General features: G+C 64.4%; 18 protein-coding genes and 1 riboswitch. Of the genes, 14 read left to right on the top strand and 4 right to left on the bottom strand.

Annotation, left to right across the window (positions count from 1 at the left end):
• Window positions 1-8: 8 nt before the first annotated feature.
• Window positions 9-1193, bottom strand: a complete 1185-nt coding sequence (locus tag VLA65_RS02165; RefSeq protein WP_332601668.1) for a VIT1/CCC1 transporter family protein — start codon at window positions 1191-1193, stop codon at window positions 9-11.
• A gap of 267 nt (window positions 1194-1460) precedes the next feature.
• On the opposite strand from VLA65_RS02165, the gene VLA65_RS02160 reads away from it, so the two are divergent.
• Window positions 1461-1649: a hypothetical protein gene (locus tag VLA65_RS02160; protein WP_059388139.1), complete on the top strand. Its 189-nt coding sequence runs from the start codon at window positions 1461-1463 to the stop codon at window positions 1647-1649.
• Between the two features lie 24 nt (window positions 1650-1673).
• Here the strand turns inward: VLA65_RS02160 and VLA65_RS02155 are convergent, their stop codons facing one another.
• Both VLA65_RS02155 and VLA65_RS02150 read right to left on the bottom strand, forming a co-directional pair.
• Window positions 1674-1994, bottom strand: coding sequence for a hypothetical protein (locus VLA65_RS02155; protein ID WP_059388138.1), 321 nt, complete (start codon window positions 1992-1994; stop codon window positions 1674-1676).
• 14 nt (window positions 1995-2008) lie between these two features.
• Window positions 2009-2128: riboswitch (SAM riboswitch) on the bottom strand.
• Window positions 2129-2209: 81 nt separating this feature from the next.
• Window positions 2210-3742, bottom strand: coding sequence for a sodium:solute symporter (locus tag VLA65_RS02150; RefSeq protein ID WP_059388137.1), 1533 nt, complete (start codon window positions 3740-3742; stop codon window positions 2210-2212).
• 303 nt (window positions 3743-4045) lie between these two features.
• Here VLA65_RS02150 and VLA65_RS02145 point away from each other — a divergent pair, with 303 nt between their 5' ends.
• The 3 genes from VLA65_RS02145 to VLA65_RS02135 all read left to right on the top strand — a co-directional run bounded on the left by VLA65_RS02145 (window position 4046) and on the right by VLA65_RS02135 (window position 6645).
• Entirely contained in the window at window positions 4046-4621 is a 576-nt protein-coding gene (locus VLA65_RS02145; protein WP_059388136.1) for a helix-turn-helix domain-containing protein, read from the top strand.
• Between the two features lie 270 nt (window positions 4622-4891).
• Window positions 4892-6307: an ammonium transporter gene (locus VLA65_RS02140; RefSeq protein ID WP_059388135.1), complete on the top strand. Its 1416-nt coding sequence runs from the start codon at window positions 4892-4894 to the stop codon at window positions 6305-6307.
• A complete protein-coding gene (locus VLA65_RS02135) occupies window positions 6304-6645 on the top strand; it encodes a P-II family nitrogen regulator (RefSeq protein WP_059388134.1) in 342 nt (113 codons plus the stop codon). Before VLA65_RS02140 ends, VLA65_RS02135 begins: the two co-directional genes overlap by 4 nt.
• Before the next feature lie 75 nt (window positions 6646-6720).
• Here the strand turns inward: VLA65_RS02135 and VLA65_RS02130 are convergent, their stop codons facing one another.
• Window positions 6721-8709 carry an amino acid transporter gene (locus VLA65_RS02130; RefSeq protein WP_284989690.1) on the bottom strand — a complete coding sequence of 663 codons (1989 nt, stop codon included), beginning with the start codon at window positions 8707-8709 and terminating at the stop codon, window positions 6721-6723.
• Window positions 8710-8989: 280 nt separating this feature from the next.
• On the opposite strand from VLA65_RS02130, the gene VLA65_RS02125 reads away from it, so the two are divergent.
• The 10 genes from VLA65_RS02125 to VLA65_RS02080 all read left to right on the top strand — a co-directional run bounded on the left by VLA65_RS02125 (window position 8990) and on the right by VLA65_RS02080 (window position 24763).
• The gene (locus VLA65_RS02125; protein ID WP_332601667.1) at window positions 8990-11650 is read left to right on the top strand and encodes an exo-alpha-sialidase; all 2661 of its coding nucleotides are present in this window, start codon (window positions 8990-8992) and stop codon (window positions 11648-11650) included.
• A gap of 182 nt (window positions 11651-11832) precedes the next feature.
• Window positions 11833-12906 carry an agmatinase gene (speB, locus tag VLA65_RS02120; RefSeq protein ID WP_332601666.1) on the top strand — a complete coding sequence of 358 codons (1074 nt, stop codon included), beginning with the start codon at window positions 11833-11835 and terminating at the stop codon, window positions 12904-12906.
• Window positions 12903-14633 (top strand): thiamine pyrophosphate-binding protein, encoded by a 1731-nt coding sequence (locus VLA65_RS02115; protein ID WP_332601665.1) that lies wholly within the window; start codon window positions 12903-12905, stop codon window positions 14631-14633. The genes speB and VLA65_RS02115 overlap by 4 nt, the downstream gene beginning before the upstream one ends.
• A 179-nt stretch (window positions 14634-14812) precedes the next feature.
• Entirely contained in the window at window positions 14813-15295 is a 483-nt protein-coding gene (locus VLA65_RS02110; RefSeq protein ID WP_059388130.1) for a MarR family winged helix-turn-helix transcriptional regulator, read from the top strand.
• A gap of 11 nt (window positions 15296-15306) precedes the next feature.
• Window positions 15307-17346, top strand: a complete 2040-nt coding sequence (locus tag VLA65_RS02105) for an MFS transporter (protein WP_332601664.1) — start codon at window positions 15307-15309, stop codon at window positions 17344-17346.
• Window positions 17347-17617: 271 nt separating this feature from the next.
• Window positions 17618-19351 (top strand): ABC transporter ATP-binding protein, encoded by a 1734-nt coding sequence (locus VLA65_RS02100; RefSeq protein WP_284751458.1) that lies wholly within the window; start codon window positions 17618-17620, stop codon window positions 19349-19351.
• Window positions 19348-21444, top strand: coding sequence for an ABC transporter ATP-binding protein (locus VLA65_RS02095; RefSeq protein WP_332601663.1), 2097 nt, complete (start codon window positions 19348-19350; stop codon window positions 21442-21444). Before VLA65_RS02100 ends, VLA65_RS02095 begins: the two co-directional genes overlap by 4 nt.
• Window positions 21445-21470: 26 nt before the next feature.
• Window positions 21471-21887, top strand: coding sequence for an acyl-CoA thioesterase (locus VLA65_RS02090; protein WP_307054017.1), 417 nt, complete (start codon window positions 21471-21473; stop codon window positions 21885-21887).
• A 52-nt stretch (window positions 21888-21939) separates the two neighbouring features.
• A complete protein-coding gene (locus tag VLA65_RS02085; protein ID WP_332601662.1) occupies window positions 21940-22680 on the top strand; it encodes a copper homeostasis protein CutC in 741 nt (246 codons plus the stop codon).
• Window positions 22681-22831: 151 nt separating this feature from the next.
• On the top strand, window positions 22832-24763 hold the full coding sequence (locus tag VLA65_RS02080) for a DUF5107 domain-containing protein (protein WP_332601661.1): 1932 nt from the start codon (window positions 22832-22834) through the stop codon (window positions 24761-24763).
• The last annotated feature ends 37 nt before the right edge of the window (window positions 24764-24800 follow it).

Here is a 24800-nt window from a genome sequence, read left to right as displayed (position 1 = left end):
CGGCGGTACTAACCGATGACAGCGCCGAAGACGAAGCCCAGCCCATACGTGGCCGCGGCCGCGCCGAGACCGATGGCGAGCTGCCGGAGGCCGCGGGTCAGCGGCGAGGTTCCGGACAACAAGCCGACGACGGCGCCGGTCGACAGAAGCGCGATGCCCACCAGCGTACCGGCCACAGCAAGCGCCGCGAAGCCGGTCATGCCGAAGATGAACGGCAGGATGGGCACAATGGCGCCCGAAGCGAAGAAGCAGAAGCTCGAGATCGCGGCGCCCCAAGCGGAGCCCACGGCCTCGTGCTCATTGACGGTTTCTTCCACTTCGGGGTGCAGGGAGAGGCTGGGATCGCAATCGCAGCTGTAGACGCCCATGCGTTCAGCGGCCCGGTGTTCGGCGGCTTCGCGGGACATGCCCCGGGCCAGATACACGAGGACCAGCTCGTTGTGCTCGATGTCCAGGGCCGGGGCTGCGGTCAGCGTGGCCTGGGTAGGGCGGGTGGCCTTGAGGAGCTCGAGCTGCGAGCGGACAGAGACATATTCGCCGGCACCCATGGACAGCGCGCCTGCCAGCAGGCCGGCGATGCCGCTGAACAGGACCACAGTGGCGGGGACGCCGGTGGCCGCCATGCCCATCACGAGTGAAAGGTTGCTGACAAGGCCGTCGTTGGCGCCGAATACGGCCGCGCGGAAAGTGCCGGACAACCTGTTGCGGCCGCGCGTCGCCAGGCCGCGGACTACTTCCTCGTGGATCTGTTCGTCAGCCGCCATGGCGCGGGTCGCTGCTGGATCCTTCGCGTAAGGCGAGCGGCCTTCAGCCCTTTGGGCGAGGGCCAGCACGAACACTGATCCAAAGTTCCGGGCGAGGAAGCCGAGCATTTGGCTTCGGATCGAGGCCGCCTTCGGCATGCCGGCATGTTCCCCGAGGAGCTTGAGCCAGTGTGCCTCGTGGCGGCCCTCGGCCTCTGCGAGTGCCAACAGGATTTCGCGTTCCTCGCCGTCGCGGCGCTGCGCCAGTTGGCGGTACACGGCGGCCTCGGCCCGCTCGTCCGCCAAGTACTGACGCCAGCGCTTGATGTCCGACGACGGGGGAGTCTTGGGGGCCGCTTCGTCTTGCGATGGACTGCTTTGGTCCGAGGGATTGTCGGGATGCGTGTTGTCTGGATCTGTCGGGTTCTGTGGATCTGCGTGCGGGTGCACCGGGACTCCTGGGTTGCTGGGGCGGGCTTCATCGCCTCATTGCGGCTCCACTCTATCGCCAATTTCCGCGGTTTTTCGGCTGGCAATCCTCACTGGACGTTTTAGGCGCGCCTCAAAAACGGGAGGCTCCCGGGAGGCCTTGACCGCGGCTGGGGGCAGTGCTGGGATGGATGGACAGGGTCCACGAATTGGCGGGGTAGCGTGGTGACCGGCTGCCTCATGTGCCTGTGCGATGGGCTCAGCGGCACGTCGAACGGAGGTTGCACCATGGACAGCACCGAAACCCACGCCCGCCACCCCGACCGTCCCACGGTCGAGGCCGATCCCGCCTACGACTACAGCGAAGACCTTGAGGTGGACGAGGACTGGGAGGAACAATCCGAGGTCCTCGACGACGACGAACGGGTGGTTCCGCTCGACGCAGAGGAACACCGCGAGGACGAAGAGTTCGAATAGCCCCGGGCTCGCTAAACCCCGGAGCTAAAACGCGCTCAGGATGAAGTGCCTCTGCACGCCTGCCCGGTGCCCGGTTGCCGCCACCGTCAGGGTGAGTTTCCGTGTGGCGGGGAACCAGCGGGCGGGCTGGACCGCTTTTGAAAGGGCTTGGGTGATGAGCCGCGGCTCATGGTGCCAATAGCGTTCCAGGTTTCCGTCCACGACGAACGTGACGGAGCCTTGGGAGAGGTCGACGCCGGGAATCACCCGGACGAATTCGTCCACCCGGCGGGGGCGGGGCGACAAGAGGGTGCTGGGCTGGGTGGTGCGGTCGGCTATGGCGGTGGCGCCGTTTTCGAAAGGCATGGCCTTCTCCTGTGGAGTTGCTCTTGCCCGTTCGGTTGTCTCTGGTCCGAGCCGGGCCGCTTCTTCATCCGAACCACCCGTGAACATGGGGTTGGCGTGTGGCAAGTCGGAGCTTGGCGCCGCATCTCTTGAAGCTCTTCCTACTGTACATGCGACGGCGGCGCCGCACCCCGGAAAAAGGTGCGGCGCCGCCGTCGTACTTGACTCAGTGAAACTTAGTGGCTGGCCACCGGGTGGGCCTCCAACGGGAGTTCCTCGGTGACTCCTCCGGCGACGCGACGGTCCCATGCTTCGCGGACCTGGGGCTCCGTGGGAGGCGTCAGCAGCGAGACCACAACGTACACCAGCAACGAGGCTCCGAGGCCCCAATAGATGGGATCGTTGGCGTAGACGCCGTCTTCGCTGGGGATGATTCCCGTGGCATAGGCGATCAGCAGGGCCAGGGTCAGTACGGACCCCACGGCCATGGACCAGGCCGCGGCAATACCGGTGCCCCGCTTCCAGACCAGGCCACCCAGGATGGCAACCAGCAGGCCGCCCACCAGGATGTCGTAGGCGATGGTCAGGGCGACCACGACGTCTTGCGCCGCCATGGATATCAACACGGCCACGATGCCCAGTCCGAGGACCCAGTAGCGGTTGGCCTTGACGTCGTGCTCGGGGTTCTCGGTGTCGTCGGTGTTGATGGTCTTGCCGAACCAGCTGGCCACGAACGGGACCACGTCGGCGCGGGCAACGGTGGCCGCGGCGATGAGGGCTCCGGAAGCCGTGGACATCATGGCCGCGACTGCTGCGGCCATCACGAGGCCGCCGATGCCGATCGGCAGGATGTGCGTGGCAACCTCGGCGTAGACGACGTCCTTGCCGAGGGCCTTCACGTCGATGTTGGGCAGTGCCACGCGGGCGGCAAGGCCGATCAATGCGCCGGCGACGCCGTACAGGACGCAGTAGATACCCGCGGTGGCACCGCCCCAACGGGCCACCTTGGGAGTCTTGGCGGTGAAGACGCGCTGCCAGATGTCCTGGCCGATCAGCAGGCCCAGGGTGTAGACCACGAAGTACGTGATGATGGTTTGTGCCCCGATGCCGTCCAACTGGAAGAAGCTGGCGTCAACGCGGGCACGGATGCCATCGAAGCCGCCTGCGGCGTTCAGGACGAACGGGAGCATGAGGAAGAAGATGCCCACGGTCTTGATGATGAACTGCACCTGGTCGGCGAGGGTGATGGACCACATGCCGCCGATCGTTGAGTAGACCAGGACGATTGCGCCGCCGACGGCGATGGCGAGCCAGCGCTCCCAGCCGAAGAGGACAACGAAGATGGTGGCGTAGGCGCCCGTGGACGTGGCGCACAACATCAGGGTGTAGGCGAGCATGACGATGCCGGAAGTCTGTGTGGCGCGCTGTCCGTAACGCAGGCTCAGCATCTGGGAGACCGTGTAGATCTTCAGCCGCTGGATGGTGCCGGCGAAAAGCAGGCTCAGGAGGAGCACGCCCGAACCGATCGCGACAACCAGCCACATGCCGGAGACGCCGAACTTGTAGCCGAGGCCGACGCCGCCAACCGTCGATGCGCCGCCGAGGACGACTGCGGCCATGGTGCCGGTGTAGAGCATCGGACCGAGGCGGCGTCCTGCCACGAGGAAGTCGCTGTTGTTCTTGGTGCGCGACTTGCCCCACCAGCCGAAGGCCAGCATGGCGAGCAAATACACCACCACGATCGCAATATTGATGAACGAAGAGTCCACGGTTGGCTCCTGAAAGTGATGCGCAGAGCCCTTGGGGATTCCGACGCCGGTCCGCTGGGTTTCGTTGCGGGTTGCGGAAGGTCTCTGCGCTGGTGATTGGGGAGAGTAGTCTGTGATGTATGCCTCACAAACAACACTTGTTGCCTATGAGGTTACGTAGTGATGCGAGTAACAGTCAAGGTGCTGTCTCGCCCAGCGGACTCATCGGCGCTCCTCCAGCTTGCCAAAGGCCCTGCCGCGCGGGCGATCCGGCTACTATTGCTGCAATGACAGGGCCGCAGAAACGGCCTGAAAGGTTCGTGAATGAAGGCTCTCCCCGTTGAACCGAGCAATGTCCCCGTTGCCATCGGTTCCAGAATCCGTGCCGCCCGCCAATCGCAGCGGCTCACCATCGAGCAGGTTGCCGACGCCACCGGCCTGACCAAAGGGTTCCTGAGCCGGGTGGAACGTGACCTGACATCGCCGTCGGTCGCTTCCCTTGTGACGCTTTGCCAAGTTCTTTCAGTCTCCATCGGCGATCTTTTCGCCGCACCTGAGACGCACCTGACGCGGCGCGACGATGGGCCGCGGATTTCGCTTGGCGGCCAGGGAATCGTGGAGCGGCTCCTGACCGCCCGGTCGGAACGACGGCTGCAGATCCTACAGGCTTCCATCGAACCCCGCGGCCGGGGAGAAGCCGAGCTTTACGCCGTCGATTGCGACGTCGACGTCCTGCACGTGGTCAAGGGCCGCATCAAATTGATCCTCACCAACGAGGAGTACGAACTCGAAGAGGGGGACACGCTGTCCTTCCCGGGCCGCGAGCCGCACACCTGGGTCAATCCAACCGACGAGCCCGTTGAAGTGCTCTGGATCCTGGTGCCGGCAGCCAGCCGCTGACGCCAGCACTTTGCGATACGGGACCGCATGTGGCCGACACGCGGCGTAACACGCCTGAAACATGACTGACTCCGGGATTTAACCCTGGGGCCTTCGGTGTTACGTGCCTGAAATGATCCGTGCCGACTGCTGAAACAGGGCGACTGTACCTTCGAGTCAAGGCAACTCGTCAAGGTCGGTATCCCGTGGGGTACCAGGACCTGTTCGTTTTAAAAATGGTCTCGCCGTGCGGGCGCCATGGAGCGCCGTATATGCAGGAAGGCTCCCGAAATGAACCCAGTATTCTTCAGCGTAGGGCTGGATGTGAACCCCCAGACCCTCGATCCAGGCGCAACAGCCTGGATGCTTGCAGCTTCCGCCCTCGTCCTTCTCATGACGCCAGGTTTGGCGTTTTTCTACGGCGGCCTGGTCAGGATGAAGTCCGTCCTCAACATCATGATGATGAGCTTTGGCGCCATCGGCGTTGTCGCGGTGGTCTGGGCCCTGTGGGGCTACGGACTCGCGTTCGGCCCGGATACCCTTGGCGGATTCATCGGAGATCCCTTCGCGAACTTCGGACTCAGCGGACTGGCCAGCGTCATCGGCGGGAAAGCCCCGGGGTTGCCGGACATGGTCTTCATAGGGTTCCAAGCCACCTTCGCCATCATCACGGTGGCACTGATCAGTGGCGCGGTGGCCGAACGGGTCAGGTTTGGCCCCTGGCTGCTGTTTGCCGGCCTCTGGGTCACCATTGTCTACGCTCCTATTGCCCACTGGGTCTGGGGCGGCGGCCTCTTCGGATCCACAGGGATCATCGGCAGCAAGATCTCGGCCCTCGACTTTGCCGGTGGCACCGTCGTCCACATGAACGCCGGCATGGCAGGGCTGATGCTTGCGGTAGTGCTCGGCAAGCGGCTCGGATTCATGAAAGACCCCAACATCCGGCCGCACAACCTCCCCTTCGTGATGCTCGGGGCAGGCCTGTTGTGGTTCGGGTGGTTCGGATTCAACGCCGGTTCGGAACTGGCCGCTGATGGAATTGCCGCGCTCGCCTGGACGAATACCCTCTTGGCCACAAGCGCGGCGCTCCTCGGTTGGCTGCTTGTCGAAAGGCTGCGCGACGGCCACGCGACGTCCCTTGGTGCCGCATCCGGCGCGGTCGCCGGCTTGGTTGCGGTCACCCCGGCCTGTGGATTCGTGGACCCCATTGGCGCCATCGTCATCGGCGTCATCGCGGGTGCCGTCTGTGCACTGGCCATCGGACTGAAGTTCAAGATCGGCCTGGACGACTCCTTGGATGTTGTTGCCGTCCACTTTGTCGGCGGCCTGTGGGGGACCCTGTCCCTCGGATTCTTCGCGGTACCCTCGGCAAAGACTGAAGGCGGCCTTTTCTACGGCGGCGGCCTAAGCCAATTCTGGCCCCAAATATTGACGGCCTTGGTGGTCACTGCGTGGACGGCGATCATGACGACGCTCATCGGGCTCGCCATCCACAAGACGGTGGGCATGCGCGTCAAGGAGCACGAAGAGCTGGCCGGCATCGACATCACGGAGCACGCGGAAACAGCCTACGAGCTGGCCATGATTGGCGGGTCCTTCAATCCGGGAGAACCGCAGAACGGCAAAGCTCCGTCGAGTTCCAGCGGTGACCCAGAAGCCAGCTCCAACGGGAAAACAGATCGGATGCGCAGCAAGGCGTCGACGTGAAACTGGTCACGGCCATCGTGAGGCCGGAGCGGATCGACGAGGTCCGGGAAGCTTTGGAACACTTTGGAGTCAACGGGATGACCGTGAGCCAAGCCAACGGTTACGGCCAGCAACGGGGCTTCGTGGAGGTGTACCGGGGCGCGGAATACAATTCCGATCTCCTTCCCAAAATCCGGGTGGAGGTCCTGGCCACGGACGATCTCGTGGACGGAATAGTGGACGCCATCATCTCCGGTGCAAGTACGGGCCAGTTCGGAGACGGGAAGATCTGGACGGTCGACGTTTCGCAAGCCGTCCGGGTCCGGACCGGGGAGCGTGGCGCCTCCGCGATCAGCTAGGAAGACTGTGTTGGTGCCGCTCTGTTGGTGCCGCTCTGCGGCGAGCGGCACCAACACTGCCATGTTCAGCCCATTTCAGCCCACGTGCACCCATGGCCTGCGCGTGATGTCCGGTTCGGCTTCGCGCAGCACTTCGCGGGTCACCGGTGCAATCTCGCCCTCGCCGAAGAAGAGGAACTTGCTCAGGTTGGCGATCGGATTGCCTTCGGTCCAGCGGAAATAGATGTGCGGCATGAGTCCCGTGACGTCGCGGATGTGGAGGAGTACCGCGGCCAGCGTGTTGGGCACGTTGTTGCTGTGGATCTCCAGGATCTTGAAGCCGTGCCGGACCTTGCCTTCCACGAGGAGTTCCTGCTCGAAATCTGAGCTGTCATCCACGATGATCTCGATGAAGATCGCGTGGCTGTCCACCGGCAAGTGGTTGGCTTGCTGGGCATGCTGCAGCTTCAACTCGTACCGGTCGGCGCTCAGCCGCTTGGGCTCGTGGGCGATGATCCGGATGGGGCCTTCCTCGTTCGATGCCGTGAACTCGAGGGCCATCTGGTCCATCTTGATGTGGGTAGCCCGCAGTTCGAAGGACCGGCGTACCCGCGACGCGAAGCTCACCAGGACAATGCCGAGGATGAACAGGGCAGCGATCCTGATACCGTCCGGGCGTTCCACCACATTGGCCACCGTGGTGTAGGCGAAGACCACCGCCACAGCACCGAAAGCGAGGGTCTTGCCCCGTTGCTTCTTCCGGCGCGCGGACAGGGTGACTGCGATCGAGGCCGAGGTCATGAGGACCAGGACGCCGGTGGCGTAGGCACCGCCTTGGGCCTCCACGTTTGCCTCGAAGACCAACGTGATGATGAATCCAACCGCAGTGAAGACGAGGACCAGCGGGCGGACGGCTTTGGTCCACGCCGGGGCCATGCCGAAACGCGGCAAATAGCGCGGCACGAGGTTCAACAAGCCGGCCATGGCGGAGGCCCCGGCAAACCACAAGATGGCGATAGTGCTGATGTCATACACCGTGCCGAAGCCGTCGCCCAGGAATTGGTGCGCAAGGAATGCGAGGGCTCGACCGTCCGCTTTCCCTCCCGGCTGGAATTCAGCGGCCGGAATCAGGAACGTGGTGATGAAGCTCGAGGCCACCAGGAAGGCACTCATGATGAGTGCCGCCGTCGTGAGCAGTTTGTGGGTGCCGCGGATGCGGCCCGCGGGATTTTCCTCCGTGTCGCTCGGGCTGCCCTTGATCTGGGGCATGACCGCGACGCCTGTCTCGAACCCTGAGAGGCCCAGGGCAAGTTTCGGGAAGACCAGGAGCGCGATGCCCACCATGATCAACGGGTTGCCGTGCTGCTGGTTCAATGCAGCCCACCAGTCGGTCGCCACATGCGCCTCGGTCACCACGTGCGCCAAGCCGACCGCGACGACGACGGCGTTCAGCACCAGATAGACGCCCACCAACACGACGGCGACGTTGATGGCCTCCTTGAATCCCCTGAGGAACACCACGCCAAGCCCGGCGATGAGCGCCAGGGTGATGGTGATTTCCTGCCCATGGAGCCATTCCGGTGCAAAAGGGTTTTCGATGGCGTGGGCGCTCGCATCCGCGGCGGAGAGCGTCATGGTGATCATGAAATCCGTGGCGGCGAATCCCAGCAAGGCGAGGACGAAGAGTTTGCCGCCCCACCGGGGGAGGAGCCGCTCAAGCATCGCGATGGAGCCTTCGCCGCGGGCGCTTTCGGAAGCCACCCGGCGGTAGACCGGCAGGGCGCCGAGCAAGGTGACGGCCACCAGGACAATCGTGGCGAGCGGCGAAACGATACCCGCCGCGAGCGCCGCAATGGCGGGCTGGTAGCCGAGGGTGGAGAAGTAGTCGACGCCCGTGAGGCACATGACCTTCCACCAGGACTGGGGAGTGTGGCCCTCGTCCGGCTTGCCGTGTGGACCCTGGCGTTTTCCCGAGGTCTCAGGCATTCCGTCGAGCAGCCATCGCTTGAATTGCCCCTGTTTGATGTCGCCCGCGGGCTTGTGCCGGTCAGAGGGTTCGGCCGGCGGCCTGGTCAGCGTTGTCACATGGTCCTTTCGCGCAGCCTGGAAGCTGCTCCAGATGGAGCGTACGGGTGTACCGGGGAGTGGATGCCCGTCTTTATGGAATCTTTACGCCGCTTGTGAGGCGGGTCACTTCCAGGAAAGACGCATTCAAGCATTTGGCATGTGAGCGGCATCACGTAGCATATAGAACGTCCTATGTTGGATGTGACCAAAAACGAAAGGGCTACGCATGAATAACCCGCTACTCAGTGACAGGGTCAGGAGGCGGCCGGGATGGAGTCGGGGCAGACTAGCCGTCTCCTTGGCAGCCGCCGCAGTTCTCGTGACGTCAACCGTTGTGCCCGCCTACGCCGCGTTGGATCCATTCCCGAGTCCCAACGTTCCCTCCAACCCTCCGGGAAGCTACGCCGAGCAGGTCCTGGCTTCCAACGGTGACAACGCCATCGACCCCGTGCTCGGCAAGTATTACCGGATCGTCGCGCTCGCGGACTTGGGCGACGGAGTCCTCCTGGCTTCCTACGATGGCCGTCCCGATGGGGGCGATTCACCCTCGGCCAACTCGATCGTCCAGCGGCGCAGCACCGACGGCGGAAAGACGTGGGGCAGTCCCACCTTCATCGCTCGGGGACAGATGGGCTCAGCGGGCGTACAGAAATACGGTTTCAGCGACCCCAGCTACGTCGTGGACAAAGTCACCGGGACGGTGTTCAACTTCCACGTCTACTCGAAGAACCAGGGATTTGCGGGCAGCGTGCTCGGCAACGACGACTCCGACCCCAACGTGATCAGCTCGCAAGTGTCCGTCTCCACCGACCGCGGACTCACGTGGTCCACGGATCCGGTCAATCAGCCCACCCTGCCTGTGCCCTCCAGCTACGCGGCGAGTTCCGCCTACGCTGGGTTTGCAGGTCCGCTGGTCACCAGTACCGTCAAGCCAAACGGCAGCACTGTCAACGGCGTCCCCAACGTTGGCGGCGTGGTCAGCATGTTCGCTTCGTCCGGCGAGGGCATCCAGCTCAAGTACGGAGCGCACGCCGGAAGGCTCATCCAGCAGTTTGCCGGAACCATTGTCCAGCCCGACGGGAGCCGCCAGATCCAGGCGTACAGCGTCTACTCCGATGACCACGGCAAGACGTGGAACATGGGTAAGCCCACCGGAACGGGCATGGACGAGAACAAGGCGGTGGAACTCTCCGACGGCCGCGTCATGTTGAACTCGCGGGACAGCACCGGCGCCAATCCGCATTTCCGGAAGGTGGCGTATTCCTCCGACGGCGGTGTCACGTACAGCACGCCTGTTGCCGAGACGCAACTCCCGGATCCGCGGAACAACGGCTCGATCACCAGGATGTATCCGGACGCGGCTGCAGGATCGGCGGATGCCAAGAAGCTGCTCTTCTCCAATTCGCCCACTCCAACCGCCGGCGGCGCGCGGGTGGACGGCACTGTGCGCTACTCTGCCGACGACGGCAAAACGTGGGGCTCCTCGCGCGTCTTCAAGCCCGGAAGCATGTCCTACTCCACCCTGAGTCCCCTTTCGGACGGGACTTTCGGCGTCCTGTACGAAGGTGACAGCAACACCATCACCTTCGGGAAATTCGACACGGCCTGGCTGAGCCCGGTTGCCGCCGTCGTCGTCCCCGGTGCCGTCACCGTCACGAACGGTGGCAGCGCCCAGCTCAGCGTGACCGTCACCAACAACGACAGTTCACCGCTTCCCGCTTCGACCGTCAGCCTTGATGCCTTGCAGGATTGGACGTCGACGACGGCGCAGCTCGCCTCCCTCGATCCGGGCGCCTCGGCGACTGTACAGCTGACTGTCGCGGCGCCGTCGTACGCCAAGGCAGGTGCGGTTCCCCTGACCGCCAGGTTGAACGTGGGCGGGTCGTCGATTACCGCACCCGTGTCCGTGACGGTTTCGGGTGGTTCCGCCAGCAACGTGGTGGGCGCCTACATTTTCGGCGCCCGCAATGACGCCGGACGGGACCTGGCAAGCCACCCGTACGCCGTAGGTAGTACGGTGCCTTACAAGTTCCGGGTGTACAGCACGGGCAACGTCACGGAATCCGTTGTCCCGCAGTCCGGCAACTTCCAACCGTTCCTGCCGCCAGGCTCGGGCAACTGCCGGTTCAGCGCCCTTGCCGTGTGGGGCAATTACCTCTGCGGCACCGCGCAGCACACCGTGACGGCAGACGAAGCGGCCCAGGGATTCTTCGTCCCCAGCACCGTCTGGCAGGTGACCGGCAGTGGGGCTGCCACCCAGAACTACACGGTCACGGGTGACGAGGTGGATCTGATGGTCCGTCATCCCCAAGTGAACGGATCGGTGGTCCCCACCTTCAATGATGTTGACGGGGATGGATTTGCCGGTTCGGGCGATACCGTCACCTTCGCCTACACGGTGAGCAACAGCGGCAATGTGGCGTTGACGGACCTTTCGGCTGCGGCCATTGGTTTGTCCAAGCCAACCCTGGCCGTGGGCGAGTCGGTCAACCTCACCTCCACCTACACGCTGGCCGACGCCGACATCGCGGCCAAGCAACTCCCGGCAATCACCATCCCGGTCAGCGCGAACAACGGTGCCAAGCTTGCGTCCCTTCAGCTGGCCAGGCCAGCGGTCGAGCTGAAGGTCAAGCCTGCGAAGCCCGGTTCGGAGCCAGCCGTGGCTTCCCAGGAGTTGATCGGCGCGAATCCGCCGCTGGACTTGGGGCTCGGAACGGATAAGTACCGCAGCGGGCAGACCGTGACGGTCCACAACGTGGAGTACGGCCAGTGGTACTACGTCTACCTGAACAAGCGCAGCTACCGTTTGGGCTGGTTCTTCCCGACGCAGCAAAACACCCTGACCTTCGTGCTGCCCGACGATGTGAAAAACGGAATGGACAGCCTCGTCGTGTTGGATACGGACGGCCATCAAGTGTCGTTTGGAGACTTCCAAGTGACGCCCTTCGGGAACAAGTAGCCCGGGAGGAGGCATGAGATGACAAGCTGGGCCGGGCGCAAAGGCGCCCGGCCCAGTCTTGTTGAGGGGACTACGGCGGTTTTTGCTGATGTAAACAAGTGATGCATATAAGACAACTTTGAGTGTATGATTGGTGTCACAGTCACTGTCCGATCCACCTATTCACAAAGGAGTGGCGCATTTTGGAAGAGCTTCGTATTGAGGCCAACGGCAACCTCGGTCCCATTGATTCGGCCCGAATCCCGCGCTATGCCGGTGCTGCCACCTATGCCCGCTTGCCGCGACTGGACCAGGTTGCCAAGGTCGATGTCACGGTGGTCGGCGTCCCCTTCGACTCCGGTGTTTCCTACCGCCCCGGCGCCCGCTTCGGCGCCAACCACGTGCGTGAAGCCAGCCGTTTGCTGCGCCCGTACAACCCGGCCTGGGACGTCAGCCCCTTTGAGAACATCCAGGTTGCCGACGCCGGCGACATGGCCGTGAACCCGTTCAACATCAACGAGGCTATCGAGACCATCCAGCAGAACGCGCTGGACCTGACCGCCAACGGAAGCAAGCTCGTGACGCTCGGTGGCGACCACACCATCGCCCTGCCGCTGCTCCGCGCCGCCGCCGAACGCGCCGGCGAGCCCGTTGCCATGCTTCACTTCGACGCCCACCTGGACACCTGGGACACCTACTTCGGCGCCGAGTACACCCACGGCACCCCGTTCCGCCGCGCCGTCGAAGAAGGCATCCTGGACACCGAGGCCATCAGCCACGTCGGCACCCGCGGCCCGCTCTACGGCAAGAAGGACCTCGACGACGACCACCGCTTCGGCTTTGGCATCGTCACCTCGGCGGACGTCTACTACCAGGGCGTCCTCGAAACCGTGGCCAAGATCCGGGACCGCATCGGCAACCGTCCGCTGTACATTTCGGTGGACATCGACGTCCTCGATCCAGCCCACGCTCCGGGTACCGGCACGCCTGAAGCCGGCGGCATTACCAGCCGCGAGCTCCTCGAAATCATCCGCGGCTTCCGCGGCATGAACCTCGTGGGCGCGGACATCGTCGAGGTCGCACCGGCCTACGACCACGCCGAGATCACGGGCGTGGCGGCCAGCCACGTTGCCTACGAGCTCGTCACCCTCATGGCGGACAACGCCGTCGAAGGCAGCCGCCACGGCGCCCTTACTGGCTACGCTTCCCAGGCGCTTGGCCAGGAATCCCGGCGCCCGGCCGGTTTCGTCGCCAACGCTGCGGAGGCCCTCAAGTGAATCCCCAGCCGCTCCCCACCCTCGCAAGCTCGGCCGGGGGCCCCTCGCGGCCGGAGGCCCCTGGCAGGCCTGTCCGCAACGGCGGGGACCTCGTCGTCGAGACCCTCGAGGCGCTCGGTGCGAAGACCGTCTTCGGGATTCCCGGCCAGCACGCCCTGGGCCTGTTCGACGCCATGGGCCGCGGCAAGCTTCACTTCGTGTCCTCCCGCGTGGAAAACAACTCGGCGTTCGCCGCGGACGGGTACTCTCGTGCCACCGGCGAGGTCGGGGTGTTGTTCCTCTCCACCGGTCCGGGGGCGCTGACGTCCCTGGCGGGATTGCAGGAAGCGTATGCCACCGGCGTGCCGATGGTGGTCGTCGCGAGCCAGATCCCGTTGGAAGGTCTGGGGGCGCGCCGGAAGGGCATGCTCCACCAGCTCGATGACCAGAAAGCCTCGGCCGCGAACGTCACCAAGAGCCAGCGCCTCATCCAGCACGCGTCCGGGATTCCCTCGGCCATCCAGGATGCCTGGACCGAGGCCATTTCCTCTCCGCAGGGCCCGGTGTGGATCGAGATTCCGCAGAACGTGCTCCTGGACCCCATCATGGTTCCGCCGGTGGAGGACGCCCTCGCCGAAGCGGCTGACAACCCGCCGCGCGTCGAGCTGATCCGCGAAGCCGTCAAGTGGCTCTCGGCGGCGAAGCGTCCGGCGATCATCGCCGGCGGCGGCACGCGCCGCGGCCGGGCCGAAAAGTCGCTCCTGTCTATCGCCGAGAAACTCCGCGCCCCGGTGATCTGCACTCCCGGTGGCAACGGAGCGTTCCCGTGGACCCACGAGCTGTCCCTGCGGTCCTGGATCGAAGACCGCCACATGACGGACGTCCTCGAGGACGCCGACGTGCTGATCGTCATCGGTTCCTCCCTGGGCGAGGTGACGTCCAACTACTTCACCTTCGAACCGCGCGGGCGCATCATCCAGATCGACGCCGAGCCCCGGGTCCTCGAGTCCAACCGGCCCGGCCTGGGTATCCGGGCTGACGCCGGCCAGGCCCTTGCCGCCTTGGATTCTGCCTTGGACGAGGCACTTGCTGCGACGGCTGCGGCACCGGATTGGCACGGCATCACGCCCGAGGGCCTCGTCAAGGAGTCCCTCGCCAAGGTCAAGGCGCGGCTTGAAGAGCAGGACCTCGGCAAGGAACTGAAGTTCATGGCCGATATCCGCGAGGCCGTTCCGGCGGACATGCAGACCTTCTGGGACATGACGATTTCCGCGTACTGGGGCTGGAGCTGCTGGGATTCCCGCGAGGGCCAGTTCCACTCCGCCCAGGGCGCCGGCGGCCTCGGCTACGGCTTCCCGGCGGCCATCGGGGGTGCCGTGGGACTGGAAACCGTGGGCAAGCCGAGCCGCGTGCTGGCCGTCTCCGGTGACGGGTCCTCCATGTACTCGATCTCCGAACTGGCCACCGCCAAGCAGCACAACGTCCCGGTCACATGGCTGATCGTGGACGACGGCGGCTACGGCATCCTGCGCGAATACATGGTGGGCGCCTTCGGCAAGGCCACGGCCACCGAGCTCGCCCGCCCGGACTTCGTCAAGCTCGCCGAGGCCTTCGGCGTCCCGGCCCGCAGGGTGGCCCCGGAGGACGTCGGGGACGCGCTCAAAGAGGGCTTCGCCGCGGACGGCCCCAACGTCGTCGTGGTTGAAACCCTCCTGAAGATGTTCGGCCCGACGCACTTGGGCGACTGACACCGCAGACGCTTCACACCCCAGCGCGAGCTGGCAGGTAATGACCCATTTTTCGAAAGATGAGGGCATTAACTGCCAGCTCGCGCTCGGTGTTTAACGCATCTCACACATCATTAGTTTCCCAAAGCAATCATTTGGGCGTATAGTTGCTTTAGGCAAACAAAAGTGAGGTGTCTTCCATGGCTGTAGCATCCAGCACAGCAACCGAACTCGTCCATCAGATTTTCGATCTCCAGCGGGTGCTGCGTTGCATCGTGACCGCGAACATCGCGAAGGATGCCGACGTCGGGTTCGCCTTGCAAGGCGTCATGCGCTTCATCGGCGAGGGGGAGTCCCGGGCCACGAAGCTCGCATCCCGGCTCGGCGTCAGCCCACCGGTCCTCAGCAGGCACATCGCCGAACTGGAGGAACTCGGTTTGGTGGTCCGCCGTCCCGATCCTGCCGACGGCAGGGCCCAATTGGTGGCCCTCTCCGAAGCCGGCATCGAAAAGGTCCGGAACTTCGAAGAACAGCGCAGCCTCAATTTGCGGGCCTACCTCGCGGAGTGGAGCGAGGAAGACGCCTTGGAAGCAGGGCAGGTCCTGGAGAAATTGACCACATCACTCAACCACTCAGTCCGGGCAACGGCGGCCGGCTCCCACCACTTGAACCACACAGCTTAGGAGCAGCAGCAATGGCAACCCGAATACAAGAACGTTCGACGGCGGTACCGGCGTCATCCGCGCCCATGACGCACCGCCAGATCATGGAGGCCCTGACGGGCCTCCTCGCGGCATTCTTCACCGCCATCCTGAGCAGCACCATCGTGGCCAACGCCCTCCCGACCATCATGTCCGATCTCCACGGCACGCAAACGGACTTCGCGTGGGTCATCACGGCCGCACTGCTGGCCAACGCCGCAACTACCCCGATCTGGGGCAAGCTCGCCGATCTCTTCGACAAGAAGCTCCTGGTCCAGCTGAGCATCGTGGTCTTCGTGGCCGGCTCGGTCATGGCGGGCTTCTCCACGAGCATTCCCTTCCTGCTCACCGCCCGCGTCATCCAGGGCATCGCGATGGGCGGCCTCACCGCCTTGGCCCAGGCCATCATCGGCACCATGATTCCGCCGCGGGACCGCGGCAAGTACTCGGGTTACATGGGCGCCGTCATGGCGGTCGGTACCGCAGGTGGCCCGCTGCTCGGCGGCTTCATCGTTGACAGCCCGCTCGGCTGGCGCTGGACGTTCTTCGTCTGCGTGCCGCTCGCCGTCGTCGCACTCATCCTGCTCCAGGTGACCCTCAAGATCCAGCACATCAAGCGCCCCGCCAAGATCGACTGGCTCGGCTCCATCCTGCTGACCTCGGGCGTGAGCCTGCTCCTGATCTGGGTTTCCTTCGCCGGCAACCCGGACTATTACGACTGGATCTCCTGGCAATCCGCCCTCATGGTGGGCGGCGGCGTGCTGCTCCTCGCCCTGCTGGTAGTGGTCGAATCCAAGGTGGCCCAGCCCATCATTCCGCTGAAGATCATCTCCCAGCGCACCACGGCTTTGGCGATCCTGGCCTCCGTGGCCGTCGGTATCGCGATGTTCAGCTCCTCCACGTTCCTTGGCCAGTACTTCCAGGTTGCCCGTGGCGCCACGCCTACCGAGGCCGGCCTCCTGACGCTGCCCATGATTGCGGGCAACCTCTTGGGCTCGGTGGCATCCGGCCAGCTGATCAGCCGCTTCGGAAAGTGGAAGCGCTTCCTCCTGGCGGGTACCGTGTTCCTGGCCGGTGGCCTTGCCTTCACCGGCACCATCGACCACACCACCGAACTGTGGATCACCTGCTGCTACACCGCCATTTTCGGGCTGGGCCTTGGCTTGCTCATGCAGAACCTGGTCCTCGCGGTCCAGAACACCGTCCGCGCGCAGGACATCGGCACCGCCAGCGCGTCCGTGGCATTCTTCCGCTCCGTCGGCGGTGCGATCGGTGTTTCGGTGCTCGGTGCCATCATGGCCACGCACGTCAAGGACCTTGCCACCCAAGGCCTCGCCGCGGCACACATCCCGGTGAGCGGCGGCTCCAGCAATGCGAGCATGGACCTGACGGATTTGCCGGCCCCGATCCGCGACATCATGCGGGCCGCCTACGGCGATGCCACCGCCCAGATCTTCATGATCTCCGCGGCGATTGCCCTGGTCGCGTTCATCGCAGTGCTCTTCATCAAGGAAGTTCCACTGCGGAAAACCGTGGACGCAACGCCTGAGAGGGAATTGCTGGCAAACGCTTCCGGCGAGGCCGGGATGACTCTGGACACCTCCACCCTGCCGGTTATCGAGTCCGCTGGGTTTGTCCCAGCAGCCGACGACGCCGGCACCCCCTTGGGTGCCAGCCGCGCCCGAGCGGCAGCCGAGAAGGAGCACGATGAGCTGGACCTTGAGTTCGCCCGCATCCTGACGCAGGAACGGCCCGATCCGGCAGCTGGCCTGCGCGAAGTCCAGGACCAGCTGGCCCGCACCCAACGGTTGCTGGCCGAACAACAGCTTCAGTTGAGCAAGGCGCAGCGCGAGCTCCAAGTACGCGTGCAAGAACAACTTGCCACCGCCGTCGAGCAGTCGCGGATCGCCGAGGAGTTGGCCGCGCTGCGCAAGGAACTCAAGCGGGAACGCCGCCGCCAGGAACGGGCTGCCTTGCTGCTCCTCGCCGGTGATGCCTCGCGGGCGGGCGAAACCGGGCGGCACGCGGGCTAGGGGGAGTCCGCCTCCACCGCCCGCAGGACGCGGGCCGGGAGCCTGCCAGGCTGGCGACGGGAGCCGCTGCAGCGAGTTTTGAAGCGCTGCAGCGGCTCAGCTACGCCGCAAGGATGATATTTGGCTATCGATATTTCGCTGGGGCAACGGATTTCGTAGAGTTGAGGGACTAATACTGTCAGCGCCTGCTGCTATCCATGTATTTAGTCATTCGCAGTATTTAGTCATTCGCAGTAATTCATTCGCGCACTCTCATTAAGGATCCGTGGGCATGCTTGTCACCCTGATACGGCGCTACTCCAAGCCGTATTTGCCGCAGATACTAGCCGTCATCATCTTCCAGCTGGCGTCTACCATTGCCACCCTTTACCTTCCAAGCCTCAACGCAAAAATCATCGATGAAGGGGTGTCCCGGGGGGATACCAACTACATCTGGCAAACCGGTGCCCTGATGCTCGCGGTCGCGCTCGGCCAGGTCGTCGCGGCCATTGCCGGTGTCTATTTCGGATCCCGCGTGGCCATGGCCATGGGCCGCGACTTGCGCAGGGACGTCTTCCGGAAGGTCAGCAGCTTCTCGGCCAAGGACGTCAACAGCTTCGGCGCACCCACGTTGATCACCCGTGGCACCAACGACGTCCAGCAGGTCCAGATGCTCATGCTGATGGGCCTGAACTTCATGGTGTCCACGCCCATCATGTGCGTCGGCGGCATCATCATGGCCTTGCGCGAGGACCTCAGCCTCTCGTGGCTCGTCTGGGTCTCGGTTCCCGTCCTCGTGGCCGTGGTTGGTTACCTCGTGGTCCGGCTCATGCCGCTCTTCCGTTCCATGCAGAAGAAGATCGACGCCATCAACGGTGTCCTGCGCGAGCAGATCATCGGCATCCGTGTGGTCCGGGCGTTCGTTCGTGAACCGTACGAGGCCAAGCGCTTCGGCGATGCCAACAAGGACCTCACCCTGGTTTCGGTCAAGATCGGCAACCTGTTTGTCCTGATGTTCCCGGCCATCGGAATGATCCTGCACCTTTCCACGGCGGCAGTGCTGTGGTTTGGCGGCCAAAGGGTGGACGCGGGCAACATGCAGGTGGGTTCCCTGACGGCATTCCTGCAGTACCTCCTGCAGATCCTCATGGCGGTCATGATGGGTACCTTCATGGCCATGATGATCCCGCGCGCGTCTGTGTGCGCGGACCGCATCGGCGAGGTCCTCGACGTCGAACCTTCCATCCACGATCCGAAGGCGCCCGTGGCGCCCGCGGAAAAGAAGGGTCGCGTCGAATTCCGCGATGTCACCTTCAAATACCCCGGCGCTGAAGCTCCCGTGCTGAGCAACATCTCCTTCACCGCGGAGCCGGGCCAGACCCTCGCCATCATCGGCTCCACCGGCGCAGGCAAGACCACCTTGGTGTCGCTGCTTCCGCGCCTGTACGACGTCGCGTCCGGCGATGTATTGCTCGACGGCGTTCCAGTCACCAGCCTGGACCGCGACGAGATCACCAGCCGCGTGGCCACCGTGCCGCAGAAGCCGTACCTGTTCTCCGGAACCATCGAGCACAACCTGCGCTTCGGCAAGACCGACGCCACGGACCAGGAACTCTGGGATGCGCTGGAAACCGCACAGGCCAAGGACTTCGTCATGGAAAAGTCCTCCGGCCTCAACCGTCGTGTGGCCCAGGGCGGCACCAACGTCTCCGGTGGCCAGAGGCAGCGCCTCTGCATCGCCCGGGCGCTGGTGACGCAGCCCAAAGTCTATCTCTTTGACGACTCCTTCTCGGCCTTGGATGTGGCCACGGACGCCCGCCTTCGCAGGGCGCTCAAGGAAAAGACGCAGGATGCCACGGTCATCATCGTGGCCCAGCGCGTCTCCACCATTGCGGACGCGGACCAGATCCTGGTCCTGGACAACGGCAGAATCGTCGACCGCGGCACCCATGAAGAACTCCTAGAAACATCACCCACGTACCAGGAGATCGTCGAATCCCAGCTGAGCGCGGAGGAAGTGGCATGAGCGAACAGAATCAGCAAAAGCGCGGCTGGGCCGCGAAAGCCGAAGCAGCGAAGGCTGCGCGCGACGCTGCGGAAGCGAAGGATGCCGACGCAGCCGGTGCCGTTACAGCGGTGGACGATGACGATATCGAGGAAACCGAATACACCCCGGGCGAAGCCGACGGCGGCATGTTCGGCAACCTGCCGGCCAAGAAGGCAAAGGCCTTCGGACCGTCGGCCAAGCGGCTCCTCGGGCTGCTCAAGCCGGAGGCTGCCGGAGTCGTCTTCGTCATCGGCCTCGTGGTGGTCTCGGTCGTCCTGAACGTCATCGCCCCGAAGATCCTCGGCAGCGCCATGGACGTCATCTTCGGCGGTGTCATGGGCAAGCAATTGCCTCCCGGCGTGAGCCAAGCGGCCTTCGCCGAGGGCCTCCGCCAAGCCGGCCAGAACAACTTCGCGGACATGGTCTCCAAGATGGAGCTCACCAACGGGATCAACTTCTCCAAGCTCACGTTCCTGATCTCGATCGTGCTCTTGATGTATTTCGTGGCCAACATCTTCCTGTGGGCCCAGGGCTACATCCTGAACAAGATCGTCATGAAGGTCATCAACCGGCTCCGCAACGACGTCCAGGCCAAGCTCAACCGCTTGCCCCTGAACTACTTCGACACCCGCCAGCGCGGCGACATCCTCTCCCGCGTGACCAACGACGTCGACAATGTCCAGCAAGGGCTGCAGCAGGCGTTCGCGCAGCTGGTCAGCTCGGTGCTGACGGTCTTCGGCATCACCATCATGATGTTCATCGTGTCCTGGCAACTGGCCCTCATTGCGCTGGTCGCCTTGCCGCTCTCCGGCGTCCTTGCCGGCGTGATTGGCTCGCGGAGCCAAAAGCTGTTCGCCGCCCAGTGGAAGAACACCGGCTCGCTCAACGGCCAGATCGAGGAATCGTTCTCCGGTCACGAGCTCGTCAAGGTCTTCGGGCGTGACGCGGACATGCTGGAGCGTTTCGACGAACGCAACGAAGCCCTGTACAAGGCCTCGTTCGGGGCGCAGTTCGTTTCCGGCATCATCTTCCCGGCCATGAACTTCGTGTCCTACCTGAGCTACGTGGGCATCGCCGTCGTCGGTGGCTTGCGTGTGGCCTCCGGTTCCATGAGCCTTGGCGACGCCACGGCGTTCATCCAGTACTCGCGTGAGTTCACCCAGCCGCTCGGCCAGATCGCCGGCATGGCCAACATGCTCCAGTCCGGCGTCGCTTCCGCTGAGCGCGTTTTTGAGTTCCTGGATGCCGATGAGGAAATGCCGGAGAACGCGGCCCGCCACCTGCCCCCGCGCACGGACGGCCACGTCGAGTTCGAGAACGTCTCCTTCAGCTACGTGGCCGACAAGGCGCTCATCGAGAACCTTTCCCTCAGTGCGGAGCCCGGACACACCGTGGCGATTGTCGGACCCACAGGTGCGGGCAAGACCACCCTCGTCAACCTCGTCATGCGGTTCTACGAACTCAATGCGGGCCGTATCACCCTGGACGGAGTGGACATCAAGGAGCTGAGCCGTTCCGAGCTTCGTTCCAAGGTGGGAATGGTGCTGCAGGACGCTTGGCTGTTCGGCGGGACCATCTACGACAACATCAAGTACGGCAACCTCGACGCCACCGAGGAGCAGATCATGGAGGCGGCCAAGGCCACCTACGTGGACCGCTTCGTGCGTGCGCTGCCGGATGGCTACCAGACCATCATCGACGAGGAAGGCAACAACGTCAGTGCGGGCGAGAAGCAGCTGATCACCATCGCGAGGGCCTTCGTTTCCGATCCTTCGCTGTTGATCCTGGACGAGGCCACAAGCTCCGTGGACACCCGTACGGAGCTGCTCTTGCAGAAGGCCATGGCTGCCCTCCGCACGGATCGCACCAGCTTTGTCATCGCCCACCGCTTGTCCACCATCCGCGACGCCGACACCATCCTGGTGATGGAAAACGGCAGCATCGTGGAGCAGGGTAACCACAACCAATTGCTCGCATTGCAGGGTGCGTACTACCGCCTCTACATGTCGCAGTTCGCCGGTGAGGATGCCGAGGAAACCGTTGTGGATGACTCGACGGCGGTGCACAGCTGAGCGAGCGAATTACGGTCCAAGTACCCATGCGTTGGGGAGACATGGACGCGTACGGGCACATCAACAACGTCCAGATCGTGCGCATGCTCGAAGAGGCCCGCATCGCGGCCTTCGGTCCGCCGCGCGGTGCCGGACTCCCCGGAGTGGAACCACCGGTCTCTGTTTTCGACTCCGTTGAGGACGGGGTCATGACCCTCGTGGTGGAGCACAAGGTCCGGTACGTCCGGACCTTGGAGTACCGGAACATTCCCGCACTGGTTGAGATCTGGGTAGGGGCCGTGAAGGGGGCAAGTTTTGACCTGCACTACGTCATCAAAGATCCCGTGACGGGCCAGGATTGCGTCAACGCGAGTACCCATCTGGCGTTCGTCGACGAGTCCACGGGCCGTGTCCGCAGGCTCACTCCCGAGCAGAAGGAGCAGTTGGAGCCCTATCGGGCCTAGCGAAGCATTGCAGCAGCGCCCTGGGCACTGCGGTGGCCGTTAGAGTTTTCCCATGAAACTCGAGATCGTCGCCGTCGGTGCCCAGGGCGCTGCCGTTGCCGCCGAAGAAGGCGCGGACCGGATTGAACTTTGCAGCGCCTTGGAGCTCGGGGGACTGACCCCGAGCCAAGGGCTGATGGAAGCCGCGCAGGAAGCCGCCGACGGACGGCTGGCGATCCACCCGCTGATCCGCAGCCGGCCAGGAGACTTCCTGTACTCCGACGCGGACTTGGACACCATGGAACGCGAGATCCGGTTCCTGCTCAAGCAAGGGGCCCACGGCGTGGTGATCGGAGTCCTCACGGCGGCCGGTCACATCGACGTCCAAGCCACGCGAAAGCTCGCCAACACGGCTCTGCGGACCAACCCCAATGCCCAACTGACCTTCCACCGGGCCATCGACCAAACCCCGGACCCGGCGGCCGCCGTCGAGCAGCTCGTGGAGCTTGGATTCACGCGGGTGCTTAGCTCCGGGGGCGCCGCGACGGTGGGAGCGGGGATCGAGACCCTCGAGCGCATGGTCCAGCGGGCGGCGGGGCGGCTTGAGGTCATGGCTGGCGGCGGACTCGTCTTGGACGATATCCCTGCCCTGCACGCAATAGGTCTAAGCGCGGTCCATTTGTCCGCCAAGGCCACGGTTTCCACGCGGAAGGACCGTGGGGACTCCTTCGGCACACCCGGCGATTCAGACCCGACGGCGTACATGGTCACCAACCGGGACCTGGTGAGGGCCGCCCGCGCCGCCTCCCGCTGACATTCCCAACTGACTGGCAGTTGATGTCGTTTTGGGCCCTCAAAACGACATCAAATGCGAGCTAGTTGGGTGGCTCCCTTTACACAGCGGCGACTTGGGTCAAAGATGGGTGAAGTCTTACGATCGAAAATAGCCTCCAGGAGTCATAAAGATGCAAAACCTGAGCTTCTCCACCATCATCCTGAACATGGCGGAGTTGGGCCCCAATAGCCCGCTGCCGGTGGTCATGGCTGAGTTGGACCAGCCGTACAGAATCGGCGACGGCGTCCCGGAGGAGCTGCGGGCGGCGGCCCGCTACGGCCAGGTGCCGAACATGTTCCCGTACCTGATGCAGGACGGCTACTCCCGCGAGCGGACTGCCCACGAGGTGCCCGCCGTCGTGCTCGAGAACAACAAGCTGCGTGCCGTTGTCCTCGCCACCTTGGGCGGCCGGCTCTGGGAGCTCTTCGACAAGGCCTCGGGAAAGCAGCTCCTCCACACCCATGGGACACTGCAGTTCGCCAACATCGCCCTGCGCAAGGCGTGGTTCGCCGGCGGGCTCGAATGGAACATCGGCACGCGCGGGCACTCGCCCACCACGTGCGATCCGCTGCACACGGCGATCGTCAAGTCCCCCGAAGGCCACGACATTCTGCGCATGTGGGAGTTCGAACGCCTCCGCGAAGTGGTCTTCCAAGTGGACATGTGGCTTCCGGAGGACTCGGACGTCCTCCTCACGGCGGTCCGGATCCGGAACCCCCATGACCACGAGGTCCCCATGTACTGGTGGAGCAACGCAGCCGTTCCCGAGACCGCGGAAACGCGCGTGATCGCGCCCGCGACGGAGGCTTTCGGTAGCGATTACACCACCGACATCGCCCGCGTCCGGCCCACGGAACACCAAGGCATGGACGCCACCTGGCTGGTCAACAGCCCGCACGCCGCGGACTTCTTCTTCGACATCCAGCCCGGGCACCGGCACTGGATTACCGCAGTAGACCACGACGGCGACGGCCTGGCCATGCTGTCCACCAGCCTCCTGCGGGGCAAGAAGCTGTTCGTCTGGGGCCAGGGCGACGGCGGGAAGCGCTGGCAGGAATGGCTCAGCCCGGGCGCTGGCCCCTACGCGGAGATCCAAGCCGGGCTCGCGCAGACACAGTTCGAGCACCTGTCCATGCCTGCCGGCGCCGAGTGGAGTTGGGTAGAGGCCTACGGCAACGCGAAGCTGGATCCCGCAACCTCCCACGGCCAGGATTGGGATGCGGCCGTGACCCACGCCAGCGCCCGGCTCGAAGACCTCGTCCCGGACGCGGAGCTCGAAGTCGCCCTTGCCGAAGCCGCGCGGAACTATGCCCTGCCTCCGGACGAGATGTTGGTCCGCGGCAGTGCTTGGGGTGCTTTGGAAAGTGCCCGACGGCGGCACTCAGGCCGCGGGTGGCTGGACGAAATCGGCACTCCCTTCGCGGATGACGCAACCCCTGAGGCCATCGAGGAAACGGGTCCGTGGCACAGCCTGCTGGACGGGGCCAGCTTCCTGGGCGCCGGGACCTTTGTGGCCGGAGCCGATTGGGAAGAGCTGCTGGCCAAGGATGGCGGAGCGGAGGCACAGTTCCACCTGGCCACCATGAAGCACGCCCGCCAGGATCTTGGCGGTGCGATCGCCGGATACGGCGCCGCGCTGATTGCCGAGGACCTCTCGCTCCGTTCCAAGGTCCTCGCCACAAGGGGCCGGGCCCTCGCGCTTCTCGCCACCAACAAGACTGACGAGGGCTTGGCGGAACTTGCCGCAGCGAGCCGGCTGGAACCGTCCAATCTCCCCTTGCTCAGCGAAGCCATGACCCTCAGCATCCGGCACGGAGACCCCGCCCAAGCACTCGCCCTGGCGAGCGAGGCACCTGCCGGAACGTCCGACGTCGGACGCGTCCGTTTCCTGACGGCGCTCGCCCTCGCGGGTGTTGGCCAAGGCCGGGAGGCAGCAGCGATGCTGCGGGACGGCGTCGAAATACCGGACATCCGGGAAGGCGAGGACGGGATCGCCGAGCTGTGGCAGGAAGTGTGTCCCGGGGAGCCGGTGCCTGCCGGCTATCGCTTCGGGATGCACTGAACTTCCCGGGCGCATCGGCGCGGGGCGCATGCGGCGG

Origin of the sequence: Arthrobacter sp. S2(2024) (assembly GCF_036662515.1) — a bacterium.
Classification (GTDB): Bacteria; Actinomycetota; Actinomycetes; order Actinomycetales; family Micrococcaceae; genus Arthrobacter.
The sequence above is the reverse complement of the archived record's forward strand: the minus strand, read 5'-3'. Positions and strand labels throughout refer to the sequence as shown.